We start from the raw sequence: 22,130 nt of genomic DNA on the forward strand, positions 1-22,130 counted from the left end.
ATTGAATACTTCTCTGTTTATTGTTTTAATTTTGCTGATTCTTCGGCAATAGTTTTTTGTGCTTTTTGTTTCAAATCATCTAGTTTATCTATCACCTTTTTGGGGTTTTCTTTAGGTATAATTAGCTTCTTAATATTCTTTGTTTCGATTTCATCGGCAGACTTTAGCCCATTTACCTCCAGTATCCACTCAAGTTTTGAGCCCTGCTCTTCGGCAAGCTTTTTTAAGTCCTTGGTTTTTTCGGTTACCTGCACCGTGATGTGGTTAAACTTATTACGTAGACTGTCTAATTTAAGCAAAGTATTGTTCAAGGATTTTTGGGTAGAATTAATAAAGTCCTGAGCATCTTTTATCCGCTTTTTTGCTGCATTGTACTTGTTTTTGGCGTTATTAATAGTTTCTTCCCCATCTTGCCACCACTTCTTTGTTTTGTCTACTATACCTGTATTTATAATGCCCTCTTTCACAGCGTATTTATATAACCATTGAGCTCCATAAAACACCACTATTACCAATACCAACCTACCCAATACCTGCATAATGGGAGAGTCTATGTCTAGCCTAAAGCCTGATCCTCTGTTGCGACGTTTTCGTGAACCACGACTATCCTGATAGTCTTCTTCATCATCTTCATAATGATCATAGTCACGTTTAGCGCGAGGTTCTTGTCGTTTTGGGTTGGGTGTTTTTGGGGTAGGAGGGTAGGCTTCTGATTCGGGTGATGGTATAAAGTCAGAAGAAGATGTACCCTGCGATACATCTTCTGGTGAAAAGTCATTAAACCCAGCATTTGCATCATCGGCAGACGATACATCAGAAAAACCACTGGTAGGTGGCGGGTTATTAATCAGTGTGCCACCTAATATACTCTTTTGCTCGCCTGAGTCAAATTTATGCTTATCAGGCAAGTTATAAAATTCAATTAATTGTACAGTAGTATTGTCATAACCTCCCAGGTTGTTGGCCATCTGTACCAGTTTTATAGCCTTGTGCTCTACATCTATCGGAGAGTTAAGTGTGCCTTCTATACTTTTGTCGTGCACCAAGCCATTGAGCCCGTCGGTACAAAGTAAAAATATATCGTTTTTGTCAGGTATAATAGGCGAAAAAGACACTTCTACTTCTGTTACAGGTTGGGTACCCAACGCTCGTAACAATTCGTTGCGACGGGGGTGTGTTTCTGCTTCTTCATCACTTATTACCCCCTGGTCTACCAAAGCCTGTACAAACGAATGGTCTTTAGTTACCCTGGATATACCACCTTGGTTTAAACGATAAAGGCGGCTGTCGCCTACATGCCCATAGTATACCTGATCATTGCGTACCAACATTAACACACAAGTGGTGCCCATACCTTGCATTCCGGGGGCTTTCTGAGCTGCTTGAAAAATCTGTTGGTTAGCATATTGTATTGCCTGACTGATAGCTTCTATTGGATTAGGGTAGTATTGGTGTTGAAAAAAGGTTTTGATGCTGTTTACAGCCATCCGCGAAGCTGTAGAGCCTCCGGCAGCGCCACCCATGCCATCACACACCACAAAAACATATCCATTGGAGGTTTCATAATACCCCATAGAATCTTCGTTTTGCTTTCTTACATGCCCTATATCGGTATGGCTACCAAAATGAAAGTTTTTCATATCGTTATAACGTTCCTTCCATCTGTTTAAATATGAAACTTAAGGTTTGCCGCACCTAATTTAATCATATCCCCAGATTTTAAAATTGTTCTTGACACCCGTGAGCCATTTACAAAAGTACCGTTGGTACTGCCCAGGTCGGTGAGGTAAAAACTACCTTTTTCTATGGTAATGGTAGCGTGTTGTCCTGATACTGTTTGAGTAGGTATGGTGATGTCATTGTCTTCTGATCGTCCGATAAACATTTTAGGTTTATTGAGCGAAAAGCTATGGCTAAAGCTCCCTGCCGAAACCATCAAAGTGGGTGCACCACCGCCACCAGAGATAACGGTACGTTTCATGTCAAACTTAGGGTCAATCGGGGTTGGCTGATGGTTTTGTGCGTTGAGTTGCTGAGCCCTTACTTGTTCCTGCAAGCGAATGTTTTGTTCTTCAAGCGATTTAAGACGTTGGTCAGTTGCGGCACTTTGTTTGGCTGCTTCCTCCTGTTGTTTTCTAATCATAGCCTCCTGTTTTTGGCGTTGAGCAGCTTCGGCCGCAATTCTTGCTTGTTCAGCCGCTTCGGCTTCTTCTTCGGCTGCAATGCGTTCTTCTTCGGCACGTCGCACATTGCGGCTGTGCACAAACCACACCAATATGCCTAGCAAAGCGCCTGCTGCAATGATGATAAAAATACCGTATTTACGAAAAAAGTTACCACCCGTATTTGGGCGCAAAGGTGAAAAGTAAGTGACCCGTTTGCTCTCGTTTTTATAGCGAATTTCAAAGCTATGTTCGTTTCCGTCAGCTGCAGCTTCAGTGTCAAAGGTAAGCATTACGTTAATGCCTTGGTTTTCTATGATCTCTTCTCTAATAGAGAAAAAATCGCTGATGGCGCGTTGAATTTCGCTGGAAGTTTTTACTATTCTACTTCTTTCGCCTTTGGGTATCCCTTCAAACTCTACAGTAGTGCTAATGCGACTTAAGTCATCGGGTGGCTTGTTGTCTAATTGGTAAGTAACTGAGTAGACAGGAATCTTAAAGTGATTAGCTCTTTTGATGCATTCAGTAGAACTGAATGAGCTTCCTTTGTTCTTACCTGCTGACAATACCATCAATATTTTTTGCCCTTCCAACTCGGTTTCATCCAGTACTTCAAGCGCATGATAGATAGAGGCATGTACCTTAGATACAGGAGTATTGCTGGTATCTTGTTGGGTTGCAATTTTATTTCTGATTTCGTCAATAAAGTAGGCAAAGTTATTGGTGAAATCCGGCGACAAATAAGATAGTTGATCACTGTCAGAAAAGTAGGCGATTTGAATTTTATCGTCAGGTGTAAGTACCCCCAAACTATTGGTCAGGGCACGCTTTACACTGGCAATAGGGTTGCCGTTCATTACTGCTGATGCGTCTACCAAAAACAGGATTGCCCGATTTTTCTTTTTAGCAATACTATCTTTTTTTTCGGGAGCTGTCAGGTTAAAAGAAATAGGTTCGGTGGGGTTTTTCTCATCTAATACTTTAAAGTCGTCTTTTACGGCTTTATCGGCACCTACCAATTGTAGTTCTACTTTTAATTCAGGAAAAGCTGCAGTATCTATTTTTGTAACATTGATACGTTGAGCATACGATTGCGAACCGAGTAAACCAAAGCCTGCCACTAACCAAAGCAAGCAAGCATACTTCTTAAGCACGTTTTTCATCATTGTAAATTCCATTAGTTAAAAGTTTATTAGGCAATACTTCTGAATTTGAAAATAGTTTCTCCTATACGTATCACATCACCATCTTTGAGCGTACCTTCTTCTACAAATATATCATTGATAAAGGTTCCATTGGTAGAAAACTCATCCCTGAATTTGAAGTGCCCCATGCGGTGTAATATGGTCAAGTGTTTACCCGATACCGCCTGATCGCCCGAAATAGTAATGTCACAAGCACCATCAGCACCTATAATGTTGCGTCCTTCATATAATTTAAAATCTACACCATTTTCGTCTATAGTAAAAGACACCAACCAGCCTACCATTTTACGTCCCTGTTGCTGGGGTACTTGTGGAAAGTTGGGTTGTGGGTCAAATCCTCCGCCTCCACCAAAAATCTGAGTACGACTTAAATCTCCACCTCCACCACCAGAGTTACCAAAAATCTCGGTTTGTGGCGAACCTCCTCCAAACATACCTCCTCCTCCGCCAGTGTCAAGCTTGGTTTTGTCTAAACCACCAAAGCCACCCCCTTGGCCAGGATTAAAGTCGTTGTCATCGTCAAAACCCTGATTGCCCATGTTAGGCAGAGAAGGAGGCATTTCCTGAACATTGCCACCACCCTGTCCATCTTCGCAATAGGGGCATTCGTCAAGGTTAGATGGAAAAAAGTAGCCGTTATCGCAGCCACAAGGTTTAAATTCGCTCATAGTTTTAAATCATTAATTGGTGTTTGATTGCGTAGGTGTTATCTAGTAGCAAGCTTCAAGCGAAGTGTTATTTATTTTTTTATCTCTTTGCAAAGCATAAAAATAGACTCTTTTTATATATGTATACTTGAAGCTTGTTGCTAAATGCTTGTAACTTAAACAAAAATGGTTTTGAGGATGGATTTTGACTAATTGCCTGAATACCAACATTAATCAATCCTGTAAATCCTAAAATCACTTTCATCTTAGTATAACTAAATATAATTCAAATTAATTGAAAAAATCAGATTTTAAAAGCTTTCAATTGTTTTAGGTAGTTTAGGTAAAGCTCAGGGCTCATCTAAACTTGAAATATTGTGGGTTAGATCGCTATTTGATTTTACAACTGATGCTAAAATTCATCTTTACCACCCAACTCTAGTGCGTCTTTTTTTACTTTATTGGCAAGGCTTGTTTTATAGTTTTGTAGGCTGACTTGTACATTGAGGTCAAAAGCACCTACCATTTGGGCTGCCAGAATACCCGCATTTTTGGCAGCATTGAGCGCCACCGTAGCTACTGGCACACCATTGGGCATTTGCAAAATTGACAATATGGAGTCCCAACCATCTATAGAGTTACTTGATTTTACAGGTACACCAATCACGGGCAGGGTAGTCATAGAGGCCACCATGCCAGGCAAATGAGCAGCTCCACCAGCCCCAGCTATAATAGCTTTAAGCCCTCTTGTGTGGGCACTTTCGGCATAGTTTACCATACGGTGAGGGGTACGGTGTGCTGATACAATGGTTATTTCATAAGCCACACCCAGTTCTTTGAGTATGTTGGCCGCTTCTTGCATCACGGGCAGGTCTGACTTGCTGCCCATAATGATACCTATTTGAGGAGTAGTAGTTTCGCTCATTTTATTTGTTTAAAATAATGCAAGTTGTAAGGCATCAATACTTGTTTGACTCCTTCATACCCAGTGTGTTTTGTAGCAAACTTATGGTCAGGTTACCCCTATAGCTAAGTTATAAGCTTGTTTTTGAGTGAGGCTCCAAAGGAATCATCAAGTGTAGATTTTTCCCACTGGTTAACCTTAACGCTTGCTTAAAGCCTGTCTTTGGAATTGAAAATTACTTTTTTAGCCCAGACTCTGACTTTTAAACAAGTCACTGGATACAAAAAATCCTACAACTCAATTGAAAGAAGTGTTTAAGACAGGACGCAAATATAGATGAATTGAGGGAAAGTTCACGAAGGATTACAAAATCGCTTTTTTAATCTGGCTTATAATTGGGCTTAAAGCAAGCGCTGTTTTACTGTTAGGGAGCAATTAAAAAATAGGATACCTGTTCTTTGCTAGCTTTTTTATTCTGAGACGCGGCACTTTTTAAAGTCATAGCAGCGCTACGGCTGCAAAAAGTAACAAAGTCTCAGGGCAAAAGAGCAGCTACAAAATGGGTAGGTTATTTCTTGTTTGCTCCCTTAAAAATAAAACAGCCAATTTTTGCCTACACCGTGAGCCTCACATTTACCAATAATTACCTCCATTCAGTTACTTTACCCTTATCTTTGTTGTGCATATCTTGTGGTATATTTTGGGCAATATGCTCGAACAACAAATCTAATAGTTTGATTTTGGCAAAGTTGCGTACATATACCAGGCTAACCTCACGTAAGGGCTTTTCGGGGTCAAAACGGCGTATTTGGGCTTGTTTGCCTGTCGGTAAATCCAGCGTGGCAAGTTCAGGCAGTAAGGTAAACCCACCTTCTACTTCTACCATTTTTTTGAGAGTTTCCAGTGAACCACTCCTGTAGTTAAAAGTTTGTTGTTTTTGGGCTTGTTCCTGATACCCACATAAGTTGGCCACCTGATTATAAAAGCAATGCCCATCATTTAGCATCCAAAGCTCTTCGCTGGCAATGTCTTTAGGGCGTAACTGTTGGTTGGTTAAAATAGGGTGGTCTTTGCTGGTATACACCATAATCTCTTCATAAAAAATAGGCTTTTCTACCATTCCTTTTTCCCGCAAAGGGGTGACCAGCAAACCTACGTCCAGCAAATCTTTTTGCAAATGATCTATGATTTCTTCGGTAAGTAGCTCATATACCTGGAGCTGTATACTGGGGTATTCTCTGGTAAAGCTACCCACAAATAAAGGCAGTAGATAGGGTGCTAATGTTGGAATAATACCTACCTTAAGTTCACCTGTTACATTGTTCTGAAACTGTTGTACAATGTCTTGAATTTTGCTTGATTCACGAAGCGTGTTTCGGGCTTGTTCAATAATCAATTTGCCCACATCAGTTGGTACTACTGGTTGTTTGCTGCGGTCAAATACAACGACTCCTAAATCTTCCTCCATCTTTTTGATTTGCATGCTGAGGGTAGGCTGTGTAACAAAACACTTCTCTGCAGCAGTAGCAAAGTGCCTGTAAGTGTCTACTGCTACTATATATTCAAGTTGTATAAGGCTTACCATAATATTGCTAATGATTTAATCTATTCACAAATATAGTTTACCTCTATGAAAACATAATAATTATTGATTTGATTTGTGAATCTATAAAAATTAGTTTTGTGATAAATAAAATCTATTAATTTAATATATATAACTCATGATAACAGCAGAACTAAACCTGATAGGCTTGGATAAAGAACAAGCCGGAAAGTTGGCAAATGACCTGAATCAATTATTGGCAAACTTCCAGATTCATTACCAAAACCTGCGTGGTTTTCACTGGAATATCAAAGGAAAAAACTTTTTTGAGTTACATACTAAATTTGAAGAGTTGTATACCGATGCCCAGGAAAAGATAGACCAAGTTGCCGAGCGTATACTTACTTTGGGTTTTACTCCTCTACATGCTTTTTCTGATTATTTGGAGCATGCCCAAATCGTTGAAGGCAAAAACGTACTGGAAGACCAAGAAGCAGTAAACATGTTAATACAAAGCATGCAAACACTTATTACCATAGAGCGTCAAGCATTAGAGCATGCTGCCAATTTACACGATGAAGAAACCGTGGCCATGCTGAGTGACTTTATTGCCACTCAAGAAAAAACAGTTTGGATGTTTTCTGCCTGGTTAAATAATAGCTGATATGGTGTCATTGCCATTCAATAGAATACAAGCCGACAATGCCTTGACAAAGACAGTTTAAACTGTTTAGGTTGGATTTTTTTAAAACAAATCACACGCTTGATGTGAGCCATGATAATAAACATTGATAACTATGAACCTAAATCAAATTACAGTATCGAGTACTAATATTGCAAAGTCAGTTGATTTTTATACTACATTGGGGCTTGAACTTATAGTAGATACTCCCCACTATGCCCGCTTTTTAGTGCACCAGGGGCAGGCTACTTTTTCGGTAGCCCTCCGCAATGAAGCGATCCCACAAAATGGTACGAAGGTATATTTTGAATGTGACAATTTAGATGCTAAGGTAGCCAAGTTACAAACTGAGGGGCTAGAGTTTACCGAGTTGCCCACCAACAAGCGCTACCTTTGGCGCGAAGCCCATATCAACGACCCTGATGGCAATGTCATATGTCTTTATTATGCAGGCGAAAACCGAATTAACCCACCTTGGCGGGTACAAAATAATGAAAGTAACCTGACCAAAAATATATAAGGAATTGTTCAAAAATAAATTTACACTCTAAGGGGTGATTTTTCGCCTTGATACTTCGTTATTTTTATTGCCCGTAGCGCTGCTATGGGCGCAAAAAATAGCCTCGTCTCAAAACAAAACCTCTACCTCAAGAATGGTAATTTAATTTCTCACCATTCCTAAGGCAAACCAACGCAATGGATTTACACAAATACCTTTATAGAATAGGTTTTAAAGGAAGCAAAATGCCTTTGGCTAATTTAGAAACTTTAAGGTTACTTCATTATGCCCACATGAACCAAGTACCCTTCGAAAATCTCGACATTCATTACAACCGTTACATAGAGGTAGACATAGAAATGTTTTACCAAAAAATAGTAAATGAGAATAGAGGAGGTTTTTGTTTTGAGTTAAATGGTCTGTTCAATTGGGCACTTAGGCAACTAGGGTTTGATGTTATTATATTGGCAGCTGCTGTCATCAACGATCAGGGCGACTATGGTATACCACTAGGGCATTTGACTAATTTGGTGACGTTAGAGGGTAAAAGATGGTTGGTAGATGTAGGGTTTGGTGATAACTTCGTTTATCCGATTGAGTTTGTACCAGACAAAGTCCAAGTGCAAAAAGGGCGGTATTATTGCCTAAAGCAACTAGATGAGACATATTATCAATATGCTGTATCGGACGATGAAGGTGCGAATTATAAGCATTGGTGGAAGTTTACCTTAATCCCTCGCCAACTAGATGATTTTAAAGATGCTTGTCATTATATGCAAACATCACCTGATACCCATTTTACACACAATCGGGTTTGTTCTGTTTCTACCCCAAAAGGACGAATCACTTTGAGTGATTTGAACTTTAAAACCCGCGTGGGCAAAGAACAAACCGTAGTTGCACTAGCCGACGAGCAAGAGTTTTTGAGGGTTTTACAAAAGCAGTTTAGCATTGTCTTGCATCAGCCATATCAACCACCTTTTGGTATCAAAGCAAAATAAAACAGTATCTTTGATAACATAACAGCCCCATCAATAAAAATACTGATGGGGCTGTTTTAACTTTGTTCTTTGATAAACGTTTAATCCAGGGTAAATTCATCCTCTTCTTCGTCTTCATCTTCAAGTATATAAGGAATCAAGTTAATTTGCAAACCACTATCTTCTATAAAATCTTCACCTTCGGCAAGCAAATCATCGTTATCGTCAGGATAATACCAGTTGATTACTACTTTGCCTCCTTGTTTTTCATAGTTTTTAAGTGTTTGCAAAAGATTCAATATAGTTTTAGAAGAGCTTGTATTGAAATATACCAGACGAAAGTCCCACGTAAGTGTCCCCTTAACCTCTTTGACATAAGTATCAATCCAGTTAAGGATAGGCTCATAAAATTGAGGTGCATCCTCAATGTATGACTCACCTAGAATCTCACACTTGCCCGTTTTGGCGTTCAAACGTATAGTTGGTGTGAAAAACACTCCCTTGGTCCCTTCTATATACAAATCTTTCATGATCTAACCTTTATTTATTCTTTTATATACATTATCCATCTTACTTTAATTGGTGAGGTATAATAATCAATGAATAATCATTTTATTATTTATGATAATGTAAGGTTTAGATCATAAATATAAAAAAAATAGCTTTAAAAATAGAAAATGGGAAGGAACTTTCTTTTGAGGCATATGATTGCAAGGTGATAGTCTGATGAAGCTTATTTCATCACTTTTACACAAAACCCAAGATAGGTAAATTCATCGTTTATTCTCTCTGCTATTACCTGTAGTCCGTGTCCAGAGAGCAGCGCCATTTGTACTAATCCAATACCTGCCCTTTTATTTTTCTGATCCTTGTCTTTCTTGCGTAAGTCTCGTTTAAACTTTCTGAGTCCATCTCTGTCCAAAGAATTAATGTATTCGCAACGTTCGAGAAGTGTTTCTACAGAGGAGTTGCTTACAGTATTGCCTGTAATAAGTAAGTAGCAATCATCTCGTTCGTCTATAATAAGGGTGCCTACCGATTCGTTGCCAATAAATGTGTTTTGTTCCTCTGAGTAAACAATTACATTTTGAGCTAACTCTATAAATATTGCTAATAGCTTGTAGTGGGCTTTGGTTTTTTTAAAGGTGCGTTGAATATAACCCTTAATTTTGGCAATTAATTCATGCGTAATAGGCCCCTTGTAGGTAATAATAGGTGCCTGTACCTGGAAGTCAGTATGATACATAAAAGAATTAGCCATGCAAATATCAATGGTCGCCAACATTAGTATAACTAGTTTGAATAGTTTTTCTGCATATTCATCAGCTTGAGCTACGTAAATTGAACATACATAAAAAAATATGAATATATAAAGTTAAAACTACGCTTTTTGGTTTTTAAACATAATCACTCCCATAAAAGTAACCTAGTGGTAGATATTGAAGGGTTTTATCAAAAATTGTGCGAAATTCAGGCCATCATTTTGTTTTTAAAGTGAAGTGCTCGGTGTTTTATTAAGCGTTTTTTAGTAGATATAGTACAGGTAGTATAATCACAATGATAGTTTGAGATATATAGGTAAAATATTGTTTTTTGATAAAAAGATGATTGAAAATTTCGCTTCAATGTCTTTTCTGAAATTAAGTAACCTTGTCCTTGGCTGGCTACTTTATCCTTATATCATACGTTTGATAGGTACCGACAACTTTGGTTTACTCATTTTTGCTCAAAGCCTGATGCTTTACCTGGTGGTATTTACCAACTACGGTTTTTCATTGTCTGCCCCGCGTGAAATAGCCCGTTTATATAAAACCAAACCTAAAGAGTGTCTTCAAAAAGTAAGTGATTTTTTTTATACACAAATCTTTTTGGGGTTGGTATCTTTTTTTTTATTGTTTCTATTAGTGCAAGCGATCCCATTTTTGGGTAATAATAGCCGACTGATTTATGGCAGTTTTGCCATTGTATTAGGGCAAATTTTATTACCTGTATGGTTTTTTCAAGGGATTGAAAAAATGCCCTACCTTGTTTACTTTAACTTATTTGCCAAAATCCTTTTAATTGTAGGGGTTGTACTGTTTGTACGCCAAAAGTCAGACTATATTTTCATCAATTTGTTTTGGGGTTTGGGTAGTATGATTGCTGGTTTGGGAGCGTGGGGAATAATGATTGTTCGTTTCAACGTTCGTTTCTATAAGCCTTCTTATCAATCTATTTATCATATACTGAGACAAGACTTCCACTTGTTTGTGGCAAATATTACCAACATTATTACCTTTAATTCTACGGTGATTATTATGGGTTTGTTTGCTACTAAAGAAACTTTAGGTTTATATAGTATTGTTGATCGTATATTTATGATTGTACGGCAAGTAGTAGTGGTGATTCATCAAAGTATTTACCCTAGAGTAGCACAGCTTGCCAACGAGTCGTTATGGGAGTTGAAGCGTTTTTTTAAAAGATTTTTGCAGTTAATGTTGGTATTTGTGGTGCCATCTACAGGCATACTTTATTTTTTCGCCCCTGAAGTAGTGTATCTTTTTGCTGGTAAAGCATTGTCTGAGGTATCATCTTTTGTGCAAATATTGAGTTTTACTCCATTGTTGGCAATAGCTAATTTACCTGCTTGCCAGGTTTTGTTAGTTATGAACAAAGAGTTTACATATACTGTTTTGTCAATGATAGGGGCAGTTTTTCACATTATATTAAGTTTGATATTGATTTATAACTTTGCTGGGTATGGGGCAGTTTTGGGTTTGTTTTGCACTGAATTGTTTTTGTGGCTTATATTTAACTTTAAGCTTTATCAATTAAACAGCAAACTAGAATGACTTTTATTTATGCAGTGGTTGTAGGGGAGAGTGTTGCTCAAACAACTCTATACTATTATAGCACATCAATTAGTGTTGTTTTGGGTAAACTTCAAGTAATTAAACTTGGATTAAAGAGTGATTTGATGATATAAACACTTGTATTTTTTGCTTATAAGAAATATTTATGGCAAATATATTATATAATTGAATTTATCGTATTTATATTTGCACTCAGTAGGGTATTTGTAGTTGTTTTTATGAATATGCCACAAAATACTTTATCTTTAAGAACAATATATTTGAAACGAACTTACATACGTAATTATATTTTAACTTTGAATATCATAGTGAAAAGCATATATCTGTTTTTCTTCTAACCACATACAAAAACATAATACAACTGTTTAAATAGGCTTGGTAGCAATACTTGTTATCCTATTTCAGAATATGTATTATCTACAAAAAGCTTATCTGAATATCATTTTAGGTGATATTAGGCTGGAACCTGATTTCATCCTTTAAAGTTTTTCCAAATCTCTAAAACCTTACTCTATAGATATACACCTCTACTGTTAATTAATATTCGGAACACAGGTAATCATTAAAAACCAATTGTATCCATCGCTAAGTAATTTGTTCAAAGTAAGCGTTCAGGTTTTAGAAAAAATTTCGAAGTTAGACAAGGCAAAGAAATTTGAAGCTAAACCAGATGGCTATTGCTAAGGTTTACTAAACCCCTCTATGGGTAGACATGTTACTAAAAGCATTGATGGTATTGAAGAAACTTTAGTTTTATCAATGCTTCAGTAATAGCCATCAACCAACGGGTATAATAGGCTGGATGTGATTACTAAAGCAGTTGGCTATAAAAATTGTTTGTAGGAAACTGTTTTGTAAAATTAAACATTGTGATAATGCTGCATAAATCTGCCACATTATTTGTATGGGCATTGGTTATGATCACTCAGGCTTATGGTCAGGTTCAAAGGCAAAACTTTACCACCCTCATTGGGCAAAATACTTCACAAAGAGCAGTAAGAAGCGCAGTACCTTTTCTCACTATAGCACCTGATGCGCGAAGTACAGGAATGGGAGAAGTAGGAGTGGCTACCAAGTCAGATGTAAATGACATATATTGGAACCCTGCCAAACTAGCTTTTATAGACAACAAAGCCTCGTTTTCGTTTGCTCAAACCCCTTGGTTACAGGTGATGACAGAAGGGCTTTATCTCTACCACCTAACGGGTAACTATAAGATTTCGCCGAATCAAAGCATGGGCATTGCAGTACGTTATTTTGATTTAGGAGATTTGGACTTTGTAAACGCCTCTGGACAAATCAGCCAGCAAGTCTCTCCCCGTGAATTTGCCGTTACCTTTGCCTACTCTCGTAAATTATCTAATCATTTTAGTGCGGCGGTTAGTGGTCGCTTTATCCATTCTAATGTTAGTGCTGATGTATTGAGTGCCACTCAACTTCAGAACCAGGCAGGAGCCACTGGATCAGGGGATATTTCGGTCTTTTATAAAAATGAAGGAAATTTTGGCACCGTTCCGGTAGATTGGGCTGTAGGTGCGCATATTTCTAACATAGGACCTAAAATTTCGTATGATAATAAAGCAATCAGAGGAGTAATACCCACCAACTTTCGGTTAGGCACCTCTGTTGGTTTGCATTTAGACGCTCTTCAGTTATTAACGGTTGGGGTAGATTTCAATAAGTTGTTGGTACCTTCTCCTCCAGTAGTTACCCCAGAAGGTGTAATTATTAAAGGAAGCACTCAAGATAAACCTGTGATTAGAGGCATTGTCGAATCTTTTGCTGATGCTCCAGAAGGCTGGCGCGAAGAATTGCAGGAAATTACTTGGGCAGTAGGTCTAGAATATTGGTATGACAATACAGTGGCTGCTCGTTTAGGTTATTTTTCTGAAAACCCCACCAAAGGTGATCGTCGCTTTTTTACCTTAGGTATGGGAGTAAAATATAAAGCTGTGCAGGTAGATGTTTCTTATGTTTTAACTGCGCAGCATCAACACCCGTTGTCAGATACTTTCAGAATAGGAATGATTGTGAATTTTGGTGAACCTGAAGTCACCATTGATGAGAGTGATGATTAAAAAAAGTAGTGATATATGTTATTCTATAAAGAAAGCCCTGACTGCTAACAGTCAGGGCTTTCTTTATAGAGTTTTCAAATAAGGAAACAATTGTTTGGATTGGATGGTGTGTGGGTTATTGTACTGTTTCTGAAGCACCAATTTGTGTTGTTTGTCAACAATAAATAGTTGCATAGGTGGAATATCATTACCAATTTTTATACCTGCCTTTCTAAAAAAACGATTGTTTATATGCATCCCTTGTTGGCTGTTCAAAGATGCATGGGTAGCCGATTTTTGTTGGTGTTCTGCTACAAAAAAAACTGTTTTTATTTTCTTCCCTTTAAATATTTTGGTCAAAACCTCTTGGTATTGATTTGCATTATCATTTATAAAAGCAATGGCTGTATATTGGTCAGTTCCATTTTTTGACAGTTGGCTGACAAATTGTTGTTTTACCTTTTGTTGCTTACTTGGCGTATGTGCCGAAGAAATAAAGTATACAATAGGAGCTACGATTAGGTAAATAACAAATAAGATTTTTGTTTTTTTGTTCATGTGTTTACTTGTGGTGTATGGTTATTTAATTTGTACTATTTTATTAAAAACATCCTTAATACGTTCTGAAGGGTGTTTTATTATATGATAAATCAAAGAAGACCCTCATGCGTTCTTAGTCCGTATGTCTTAACGGTAACTTTGGTATAAAGTTCTTGTTTTTTTAATAAAAAAGTTTAAGGAAATGTAGGATGCAAGTTTCACTACAAAAAAGTAGTACTATAGGAGAGAAAAAATGATAGAAGGGTGATATAACTGGCAGAAGGAGTAGTACAGTGTAGGTTTGGTATAAAATGGAAGTAGTTTTCAAGCTATTCCTTCGTTTACCAACAAGGTCAGTTGTGAGGCAAAAATATGTGCGACTTCCCGCAAACTAGTTCCTGTTTTGCTTTTAGAATTTTCATTTTCAATAAAAGCTGATGGGTGGTTGTTCAAAAAATAATCTCTAATACCCCAGCCAAGTTGTACTACCAAAAATGTCAGCATTTCCAATGGAATGTCTGACCTAACATTGCCTTTTTGTTGTTGATCATGCAAGATTGCCCGATAATGGTTACAAGCTTGTTTCTTTAACAACTGGGGGAGGTTGCCTAGCTCATGGTGAGGATGTTCGCGGTGTACACAATACAAAAAACGACTCAATACTGGAAAATCAACTTCAAATCGTGCTGTACTTGTGTAGATTTGTAACAAAACCTCAGATAGTTCATCATCACTGGACTGTTGTAATAGCCGATCGATGGTTTGATATTTCTTTGTAATGGCATATTCGACCAAAAACAAGTACAAGTCTTTTTTGTTTTCGAAATACTTGTAAAGAGTACCTTTGGCTATTCCAATTTGTTGGCTGATGTACTTGACTGAAACGTTCTCATAGCTCTGGTTTGAAAATTCTTCGATAGAAGTTTCAATGAAGTGATTTTGCTTCGCAAAGGGTAGTTTCCAAAATGCTGTTTTTGGCATAGCTACTAAATAAATTTAAGAACATGTGAAATAATAAAACTCCTATTTTTTATACGGTGTATACTTAGTGGAGTTAGGCTTATGTCATATATTTGTTAAATTCGTAATATTAGCCAGGCCTTAGTGATTGTTGTTAATATATTAGTTTAGACAAAATATTATTTAGCTAAAGAGAACTTCACCAAAAATACTTTTGTCACCTCTTTGTCTCTTAATTTGGGGTTTAAGAAGGGAAGCGTGATCATAGATACGGGAAATTTCTCAAGTTTTTTGATCACTACTGCCTTTTGTCGTAGGTTTTTAATTTCTGCCAAACCTTTCTCGTTGGTATAAATCCAGCATGTACCTTCTTGTGCCAAATCTAATAAATCTTTTGAGTTTACCAAGTCTTTGGTAAACCCTGGACGGTAAAAGTCAAGCGAACCAAAGTGTAAGTCTTGCCCAAATACATAAAAACGGTGGAGCTTGATTTCTCTTGTTTGTGCCACATATTTAGATATAACCGAGCCTGTTTGATACTCAAATAGATTGCGGTATACATGGGTATTCATTAAAAAGTTAACTCCCATGATAGTCATCAGTGAGGGCATGATAAGGGCCTGAAATGCATTTTTTTGGGTAATAAGAAAATACACACTGGCAGCCAGGGCTACAATAGCTACCCCCCATATTAGTATATTTTGTAAAGGAAAAGCCCAAGTTGAAAGAATAATTGCCAGTGCCCAAAGGATAACGATAGTAAAAATCTGTAGCCCCATATTTAACCGCATCCATTTACTCCTGTAGGCTGGTTCGTACAATACCTTATGTAAATAACGAGCTTGTATAATAGCGGCCAGTGGAAATACAACAAAAGTGTAGTGAGGCAACTGATATGAGGATAATGACAAAGCTAGAAACGGCAACACAAACCCCCCAGTAGTAATGCCTTCTGGCAATTGTTTATGCTTATCAGTATGCGATATTTTGAATTTTTGTCGGAATAATTGGCGAATATTTTGAAATAGGGCAGGTACAAATATCAATACCCAAGGTAGAAAACTCCATAAAAAATTTTGAGCTAAAAAGTATATAGGAGGATTTTGGGCATCATTGGAAGCAAAAGTGTTTTCGCCGGTAAGCCTGCCAAAACTTTGTTTCCAGAAATAAAAATAGAGACCAGAGCTTTTGTCTGGATGGTTTACATAAGCAGGGTTAGCATCAAATTGCATGTATAAACCAATGCTCATAAGGAGTAACATCAATGCCACAATAACGAGCCCTACCAACCATTGCCAACGAAAAAAGCTTATCCAGCTACGTTTGAGAATAAAATGCACCGAAAAAGCCAGCACAGGTACCATCAGTCCTATAGGACCTTTGGCAAGCATAGCTATACCAATGCCTACAAAGCCAAGAATAAGATTGCGCCATTTTTTATACTCATTAAACTCTGCAATTTGCCAAATAGCAAATATAGTAGCTGCAGTGAGCATAGTGTCAGTGCGAATGTCATGGTTCATTAAAAACATTGCCTGGCAAGAGGCTAGCACCAGTGCTGCCAAATAACCTATTCTGGTATTGTAATAAAGTTTGCCTAAGCGATAAGTAGCATAAAAGCCTATAAAAGAAGCGATAATAGGAACAATTCGGAATACAAAGTTTGATACGCCAAATAACTTAAAGAACAAAGCAGAAACCCAAAATAATAGAGGGGGTTTGTCGAGGTAGTCTTGTGAGCGCTCTTTTACCTGTAGGTATTCGCCAGTTTCCATCATTTCCTTTGACATAGCAGCATATTGAGAGGCGTCAATATCCATTACATCTAAAAAAGCACCAGCAATATATACGATGCCAATGCCTACAAAAGGTAAATAATTTATATACTTCTTTATCATTTATTCTTTTCGTCTCTTTGTTGTGTAGCAGCGTGCGCCAAATACAATTTTTTTGATATAAGTACCAATACCTGTAACATAAGTTTACAGGTACTGACCATATTATATATACACTGACTAATTAGCGCGCTTTTGTAACAATATCAATCGGTAAGTTTTAAACTTCTTAAAATTGGCCTCGTTACGTTCGCCTTTAAAATGTTTTTCTCTTGTTCCTGCTAGTTTTTTCTTAAACTTCCAGTTTACAAAACGATGTATTCTTGGGAAACGATCTTGGAATAAATCCATGCCCAGTTCAAACGAAGGGCGAATGGCTTCCATCGTAAAAGTGTTTACTACAGTCATTGTAGGGGCAATTTTGTCAGTAATATCCTCATCTTTGATTATATCAAATGGATGTTTGGCTAAAATTTCCTTGTATTGGTCTAGCCAATGTCCTCCTCCCAATGGACGATGGTTGTGCTCTTGATACCTGAAAAAATCACAAATTAGAATATGCCCACCTTCTTTGAGGTACTGTGCTGACTTCTCAAAGTTGGTTTGCATGTCAATATACTGAAAGCTTTCGCTGAAAAGGATCATGTCATATTTCTTATCAATTTTTACATCCTCATAGCGTCCATGAAAAACTTCTGCTTTGTTGCCCAGTAATTCTTTAATCCGGGCAGTCAAACGTTTGGAGGGTGATACACAATCTACCTTATAGCCTTTCTCTATCAGTTGCTCTGCTACTTTGCCTGTACCACTACCTACATCCAAAATTGTTTTTACTCCTTCGGGAATGTGACTGAACAAATGATTGGTATAGTTGATTTGAGCAGCACGCAAGTTTTTTACTTCAGGCTCAAGCCCATTTTCCCAAAACCCATAGTGAAGGTATTCTGTATCTAAGAAAAACTTGAGAAAAATCATACCTATGTCCAAGCCTACTTCCTGTGAATCAAGTTTTTTTTGTCTTTTTTTGAATAAACCCATGATAGTTGTGAGTAAAATATAATTGTTTAGAGTGTCTAATTTTAGAGCTTGTTTAAATTTTCGGTCATAGGAGATTCTATGATGAGTTTTCGGATTAGATGCATCAAATTTTGAAGAACCGACGGCACAGCTAAATTTGACAAAATATAATCATAAAAGTCGCATAAAAGATCTAATTAATGAATTTTAAACAAGCTCTTAAAGCGTAATATTATTTTCTTGAAAAGATGTTATATTTAAGGATACAGTAAATTGCTCTGAAACCATCTTTCCAGTTAATTTTTTTGCCTTCAGCATAAGTCCGCCCATAATAAGAAATACCTACTTCGTAAATTCTCACATCTTTTATTCTGGATACTTTGGCCGTTACTTCAGGCTCAAACCCAAACCTTTTCTCTTTTAGATTGATATTTTGAATCATATCAGTTTTGAACAACTTATAGCAAGTCTCCATGTCTGACAGGTTAAGGTTTGTAAACATGTTAGATAGAAAGGTCAGGAATTTATTACCGATGGTATGCCAAAAGAAGAGAATTCGGTGAGGGTTGTGCCCCATAAACCTTGAACCATATACTACATCGGCAAAACCCTCAAGCACAGGTTTAAGCAACATATTATACTCGCGGGGGTCATACTCCAGGTCGGCATCCTGAATAATCAGGTATTCTCCGCTGGCTTTTTGGATTCCTGTGTGCAAGGCAGCACCTTTTCCCTGGTTTTTTTCGTGTTTAAAATAACTAATATGAAGCTCAGGATTTGCCTCTATATATTTCTGAATAGCCTCTTCAGTGCCATCTTTAGAGCAGTCGTTAACAATTACAATTTCTTTCTTGATATTATCTAACAGCTGAACATCTTTTACCTTGTTAAGAATAAGGTGAATTGTTTTCTCCTCATTATAAGCTGGAATAATGACTGATAGCTTATTAATTTTCATTTGTATAAAAATTTTCCCGTTAAAATGGGGATGATAAAAAGCCAGCAAACCTTCATTACTTTGTGGTTTTTCAACAAAGAGTAGAAGAGAAAGGGAACCCCAAACTAATTTTGCTTATTTTTTGTATCTAAGTACACCGTTAAACTAAATTTCTTATGCTTTACTCCCCCTGACTTCTTTTAAAAAAGATCGTGTAGTTAAGGTTTTGATATACACCAGAATAGGAACTTTGGCTAAAAGCGCGCAGTCCCGACGGAACTGCCAGAGCAATAAAATACCAGGAGGAAAAATCACCTTTAAATATGAAAAGTTATTTCTTATCCATTCCTAAAAGAACCTTATGATTATTTAGAAGAAAGTTGAGCAATAAGTAGTGCTTTGGATCTTTCTTCCAAAAGACTTGCAAAGTTATACATTAGTTTGTAATTTATAAGTTATTCTTTTTTTTTTAGCCAATAAGCGCAACTTAAATCTTTCATTATTTACACTTATATATATAAGGTTGTCTTTTGAATCATTGAACCGTCAAAGTCTTTCATTATTTAATGGTAGAGATGTTTGGGAAGAACAACCAAGGCTTACAAACATAATGTAAGAAGCCAACAAGCATATCATTACCTTATAGCTGGCTAAGCCTGTAAAGTAAAATTATTGATTCTTATATTAAGTTTGGCGTGATTTTCACTATATTACCTAATCAAAAATAATCTCCTGTTTACTGCGAAAAAGCTACTTAAAGAATAGCAGTACTGATTTTTTTTTTTGAAATTAGCGCAGACTAAGACTCGACTAACAACACCCTTTTACAAGACGGAAAGCAATTGAAAAAGAAATGAAATATGCTTAAGAGGATAAAAAACATACAAAACCTATCTATTCGTTTAAAGTTAACCTTATTTGTTATTTTCTTAACAGGCATTATTACAGGAAACTTTTTGTATGTGCAATACTACAATAACTCTTTGATTGAAATTTCGGAAAAAACCATAAATATTGCCGGAAAAAATGGAGCATTGTCGCAGCAAATAGCATTGTATGCTTTAGAAATCAAAAACCGAAGAGACAACCTCCCTGAGTTAAAAACAAAATTGAAGCAGGCTGTCGATAAACATAATAGCTATTTGATGGCGCTTGAAAAAGGGGGATATGTTGATGTAGATAATGAACAAGTGCATATTGACAAGCCAGCCCCTAAAGCTGTGCAAATTACGCTTGGCGTAGTAAAAGAAACCTGGAAACTCTACAAAAAAAATGCTGAGATTGTAGCAAATCTCAAAACCATTGATAATAAAACCCAAACGCTCAACTCAAACGTCAGAAAAGCCATAGAATACTTGCTTGAGAACTCAGCAGATATGTACGAAAAGGATAGCAAGCTGGTACAGGCTGATTTAAAGTATTTTACTGATAAACACGACAAGCGTCGAAACATTCTCATTGCTCTTTTTAGTGCCAATATTGTTTTATTGTTTTTAGGTTATCTCTACATAGATTATGTAGTAATAGGACCGGTATCAAAAATTGCCAAAATTGATGATATTATTAGCGAAGGCGACTTTGAACAACGTGTACCTTACAAAAGAGAAGATGAACTGGGTAAGGTAGCCCACGCGATTAATACATTATTTGAAAACCTCCAGAATGCAACTGACTTTATTACTGCTATAGGTGAGGGTAAACTAGATGTAGAGTATCAACTAGGCGTTGATAATGGGTTACAGAGAGCTGACCGACTGACAGGAGCGTTGCTTGAAATGCGTGACAAAATGAGTCAGGTGGCGGAAAGCGACCGACAGCGTAACTGGATATCTGAAGGTTTGGCCAAGTTTGCCAATATTTTGCGTGAAGATAAAGATCGGGCAGTAGAAGAGTTTACGTATGATATTATTGCCAACCTGGTAAAATATACTAATGCCAACCAAGGTGGTTTGTTTATTGTAAACGATCGACAGGGCGACTCTCCATACCTTGAACTACTATCAAGTTATGCTTTCGAAAAGCGTAAGTATGTAGACAAAGTCATTCATAAAGGAGAAGGGCTGGTTGGGGAGGTTTTCCAAGAAGGCAGCTCTGTGTATATTACTGATGTACCCAATGACTATGTAAACATTACTTCTGGTTTAGGTGACTCGAACCCTCGTTGTATTTTGATTGTGCCACTTAAATTGAACGATGAGATTTTTGGAGTAGTAGAGTTAGCGTCGTTTTATCAGTTCCAGCCTTTTCAAATTGATTTTGTTGAAAAACTTGGAGAAAGTATTGCTTCTACATTCGCTTCTATCAAAACAAGTAAACGTACAGAGCAACTATTATTAGAGTCGGTACAACTGGGTGAACAAATGAAAACTCAGGAAGAAGAAATGCGCCAGAATCTTGAAGAATTGGTGGCTACTCAAAACGAGGTAGAAAGGCAAAACCAAAAGATTACCAAACAAAAAACAGAACTGGAGAAGGCACTCGAAGATGAAAAAAGAAAACGTGAGAGTGTAGAAAAACGTGAAGAAACATTGCGTAAAAACCTGGAAGAGCTTAAGCAGGTGCAGCGTGAAATGGACATGAAAACAGTGGTTTATCAACGTCACCGTGATGCCATCTGGTTGATGGAGAACAACCTGATTATAGACTGTAATGATGCGGCCTTGCGTATGTTTGGGGTAAAAGATAAAGTAGACATGATAGATCGTATGCCTGACTCTTACTCTCCCAATGAACAAGCTGATGGACAAAGGTCTAGTGAATTATTGAAAGCACATGTCAAGAAAACTCTTGATACAGGGGCCACTATTTTTGAGTGGCAATATGAAACTATTCAAGGTGAAACTATCAATGCAGAAGTTCAAATGAACGCTTTTGATTTGGGTAAAAAACGTATGATTATGGTGGTAAACCGAAACGTTAACTTACTCAAGTCTCAGGAACTGGAACTGAAAAATAAAGCAGATGAACTGAGAAAAGCAGAACGTGACCTACAGAAAAGTATAGACCAGCTGGTGGTTACCCAAGAAAAACTACGAACCAAAGATCAGGAAGTAGAAGAAATTAAATTGCAAGAAGAAGAAAAAGCCAAAGAGATAAGAGAAAGCCAAAAGAAGTTATTGCATAACATGTTGGCAAAATCGAAGCGTGCAGAGATGGATTTAAAGCGAGAACTTGTAAAAAGAGAGGCATCAATAGAAGCCTATAAGCAACGACTGACACAGCTTCAAAACGGAGGTAAGAGGCGGCGAAAGAAAAAATAATTATGCTTGACATAAGCATAAAAAAAGCTCAACAGAGAATTTAAACTGTT

The 22,130-nt window shown here is 37.2% G+C and carries 18 protein-coding genes; 6 read left to right on the forward strand and 12 right to left on the reverse strand.

The window, feature by feature from the left end:
* Nucleotides 1-17: 17 nt before the first annotated feature.
* The 5 genes from Q0954_RS00225 to Q0954_RS00245 all read right to left on the reverse strand — a co-directional run bounded on the left by Q0954_RS00225 (nucleotide 18) and on the right by Q0954_RS00245 (nucleotide 6,503).
* Nucleotides 18-1,640 (reverse strand): Stp1/IreP family PP2C-type Ser/Thr phosphatase, encoded by a 1,623-nt coding sequence (locus Q0954_RS00225; protein WP_299452131.1) that lies wholly within the window; start codon nucleotides 1,638-1,640, stop codon nucleotides 18-20.
* Nucleotides 1,641-1,666: 26 nt separating this feature from the next.
* Complete coding sequence (locus Q0954_RS00230) at nucleotides 1,667-3,340, reverse strand: FHA domain-containing protein (RefSeq protein WP_299452132.1); 1,674 nt, start codon at nucleotides 3,338-3,340, stop codon at nucleotides 1,667-1,669.
* A gap of 14 nt (nucleotides 3,341-3,354) precedes the next feature.
* Nucleotides 3,355-4,035, reverse strand: coding sequence for an FHA domain-containing protein (locus Q0954_RS00235; protein ID WP_299452133.1), 681 nt, complete (start codon nucleotides 4,033-4,035; stop codon nucleotides 3,355-3,357).
* Nucleotides 4,036-4,426: 391 nt separating this feature from the next.
* Nucleotides 4,427-4,939, reverse strand: a complete 513-nt coding sequence (gene purE, locus Q0954_RS00240; RefSeq protein ID WP_299452135.1) for a 5-(carboxyamino)imidazole ribonucleotide mutase — start codon at nucleotides 4,937-4,939, stop codon at nucleotides 4,427-4,429.
* 622 nt (nucleotides 4,940-5,561) lie between these two features.
* On the reverse strand, nucleotides 5,562-6,503 hold the full coding sequence (locus tag Q0954_RS00245) for a hydrogen peroxide-inducible genes activator (protein WP_299452137.1): 942 nt from the start codon (nucleotides 6,501-6,503) through the stop codon (nucleotides 5,562-5,564).
* Nucleotides 6,504-6,639: 136 nt separating this feature from the next.
* Between Q0954_RS00245 and Q0954_RS00250 the strand changes: the two genes are divergently transcribed.
* From Q0954_RS00250 to Q0954_RS00260, 3 genes are all read left to right on the forward strand, one after another.
* Nucleotides 6,640-7,125 (forward strand): DNA starvation/stationary phase protection protein, encoded by a 486-nt coding sequence (locus Q0954_RS00250; RefSeq protein ID WP_299452138.1) that lies wholly within the window; start codon nucleotides 6,640-6,642, stop codon nucleotides 7,123-7,125.
* A 133-nt stretch (nucleotides 7,126-7,258) separates the two neighbouring features.
* Nucleotides 7,259-7,663 carry a VOC family protein gene (locus tag Q0954_RS00255; RefSeq protein WP_299452140.1) on the forward strand — a complete coding sequence of 135 codons (405 nt, stop codon included), beginning with the start codon at nucleotides 7,259-7,261 and terminating at the stop codon, nucleotides 7,661-7,663.
* Nucleotides 7,664-7,839: 176 nt separating this feature from the next.
* Entirely contained in the window at nucleotides 7,840-8,643 is an 804-nt protein-coding gene (locus Q0954_RS00260) for an arylamine N-acetyltransferase (protein WP_299452142.1), read from the forward strand.
* A gap of 80 nt (nucleotides 8,644-8,723) precedes the next feature.
* Here Q0954_RS00260 and Q0954_RS00265 read toward each other — a convergent pair whose 3' ends face one another.
* Together Q0954_RS00265 and Q0954_RS00270 are read right to left on the reverse strand one after the other, a co-directional pair.
* Nucleotides 8,724-9,152, reverse strand: a complete 429-nt coding sequence (locus tag Q0954_RS00265; RefSeq protein WP_002697598.1) for a DUF1987 domain-containing protein — start codon at nucleotides 9,150-9,152, stop codon at nucleotides 8,724-8,726.
* A 203-nt stretch (nucleotides 9,153-9,355) separates the two neighbouring features.
* On the reverse strand, nucleotides 9,356-9,907 hold the full coding sequence (locus tag Q0954_RS00270) for a SiaB family protein kinase (protein WP_299452146.1): 552 nt from the start codon (nucleotides 9,905-9,907) through the stop codon (nucleotides 9,356-9,358).
* 319 nt (nucleotides 9,908-10,226) lie between these two features.
* Between Q0954_RS00270 and Q0954_RS00275 the strand changes: the two genes are divergently transcribed.
* Together Q0954_RS00275 and porV are read left to right on the forward strand one after the other, a co-directional pair.
* Nucleotides 10,227-11,453 (forward strand): oligosaccharide flippase family protein, encoded by a 1,227-nt coding sequence (locus Q0954_RS00275; RefSeq protein ID WP_299452148.1) that lies wholly within the window; start codon nucleotides 10,227-10,229, stop codon nucleotides 11,451-11,453.
* Nucleotides 11,454-12,349: 896 nt separating this feature from the next.
* Complete coding sequence (gene porV / locus Q0954_RS00280) at nucleotides 12,350-13,552, forward strand: type IX secretion system outer membrane channel protein PorV (RefSeq protein ID WP_299452150.1); 1,203 nt, start codon at nucleotides 12,350-12,352, stop codon at nucleotides 13,550-13,552.
* Nucleotides 13,553-13,615: 63 nt separating this feature from the next.
* On the opposite strand, the gene Q0954_RS00285 is transcribed toward porV, so the two are convergent.
* The 5 genes from Q0954_RS00285 to Q0954_RS00305 all read right to left on the reverse strand — a co-directional run bounded on the left by Q0954_RS00285 (nucleotide 13,616) and on the right by Q0954_RS00305 (nucleotide 18,841).
* On the reverse strand, nucleotides 13,616-14,089 hold the full coding sequence (locus tag Q0954_RS00285; RefSeq protein ID WP_299452153.1) for a hypothetical protein: 474 nt from the start codon (nucleotides 14,087-14,089) through the stop codon (nucleotides 13,616-13,618).
* Between the two features lie 306 nt (nucleotides 14,090-14,395).
* Entirely contained in the window at nucleotides 14,396-15,052 is a 657-nt protein-coding gene (locus Q0954_RS00290) for a TetR/AcrR family transcriptional regulator (RefSeq protein ID WP_299452156.1), read from the reverse strand.
* Between the two features lie 158 nt (nucleotides 15,053-15,210).
* Entirely contained in the window at nucleotides 15,211-16,929 is a 1,719-nt protein-coding gene (locus Q0954_RS00295) for a glycosyltransferase family 39 protein (RefSeq protein ID WP_299452157.1), read from the reverse strand.
* Between the two features lie 117 nt (nucleotides 16,930-17,046).
* Nucleotides 17,047-17,904: a cyclopropane-fatty-acyl-phospholipid synthase family protein gene (locus Q0954_RS00300; RefSeq protein WP_299452159.1), complete on the reverse strand. Its 858-nt coding sequence runs from the start codon at nucleotides 17,902-17,904 to the stop codon at nucleotides 17,047-17,049.
* Nucleotides 17,905-18,115: 211 nt separating this feature from the next.
* On the reverse strand, nucleotides 18,116-18,841 hold the full coding sequence (locus Q0954_RS00305; RefSeq protein WP_299452161.1) for a glycosyltransferase family 2 protein: 726 nt from the start codon (nucleotides 18,839-18,841) through the stop codon (nucleotides 18,116-18,118).
* An 839-nt stretch (nucleotides 18,842-19,680) separates the two neighbouring features.
* Between Q0954_RS00305 and Q0954_RS00310 the strand changes: the two genes are divergently transcribed.
* On the forward strand, nucleotides 19,681-22,080 hold the full coding sequence (locus Q0954_RS00310; protein ID WP_299452164.1) for a GAF domain-containing protein: 2,400 nt from the start codon (nucleotides 19,681-19,683) through the stop codon (nucleotides 22,078-22,080).
* Nucleotides 22,081-22,130: the final 50 nt, after the last annotated feature.

The sequence above is a fragment of the uncultured Microscilla sp. genome (assembly GCF_947493425.1).
In the GTDB taxonomy this organism is placed as follows: Bacteria; Bacteroidota; Bacteroidia; order Cytophagales; family Microscillaceae; genus Microscilla.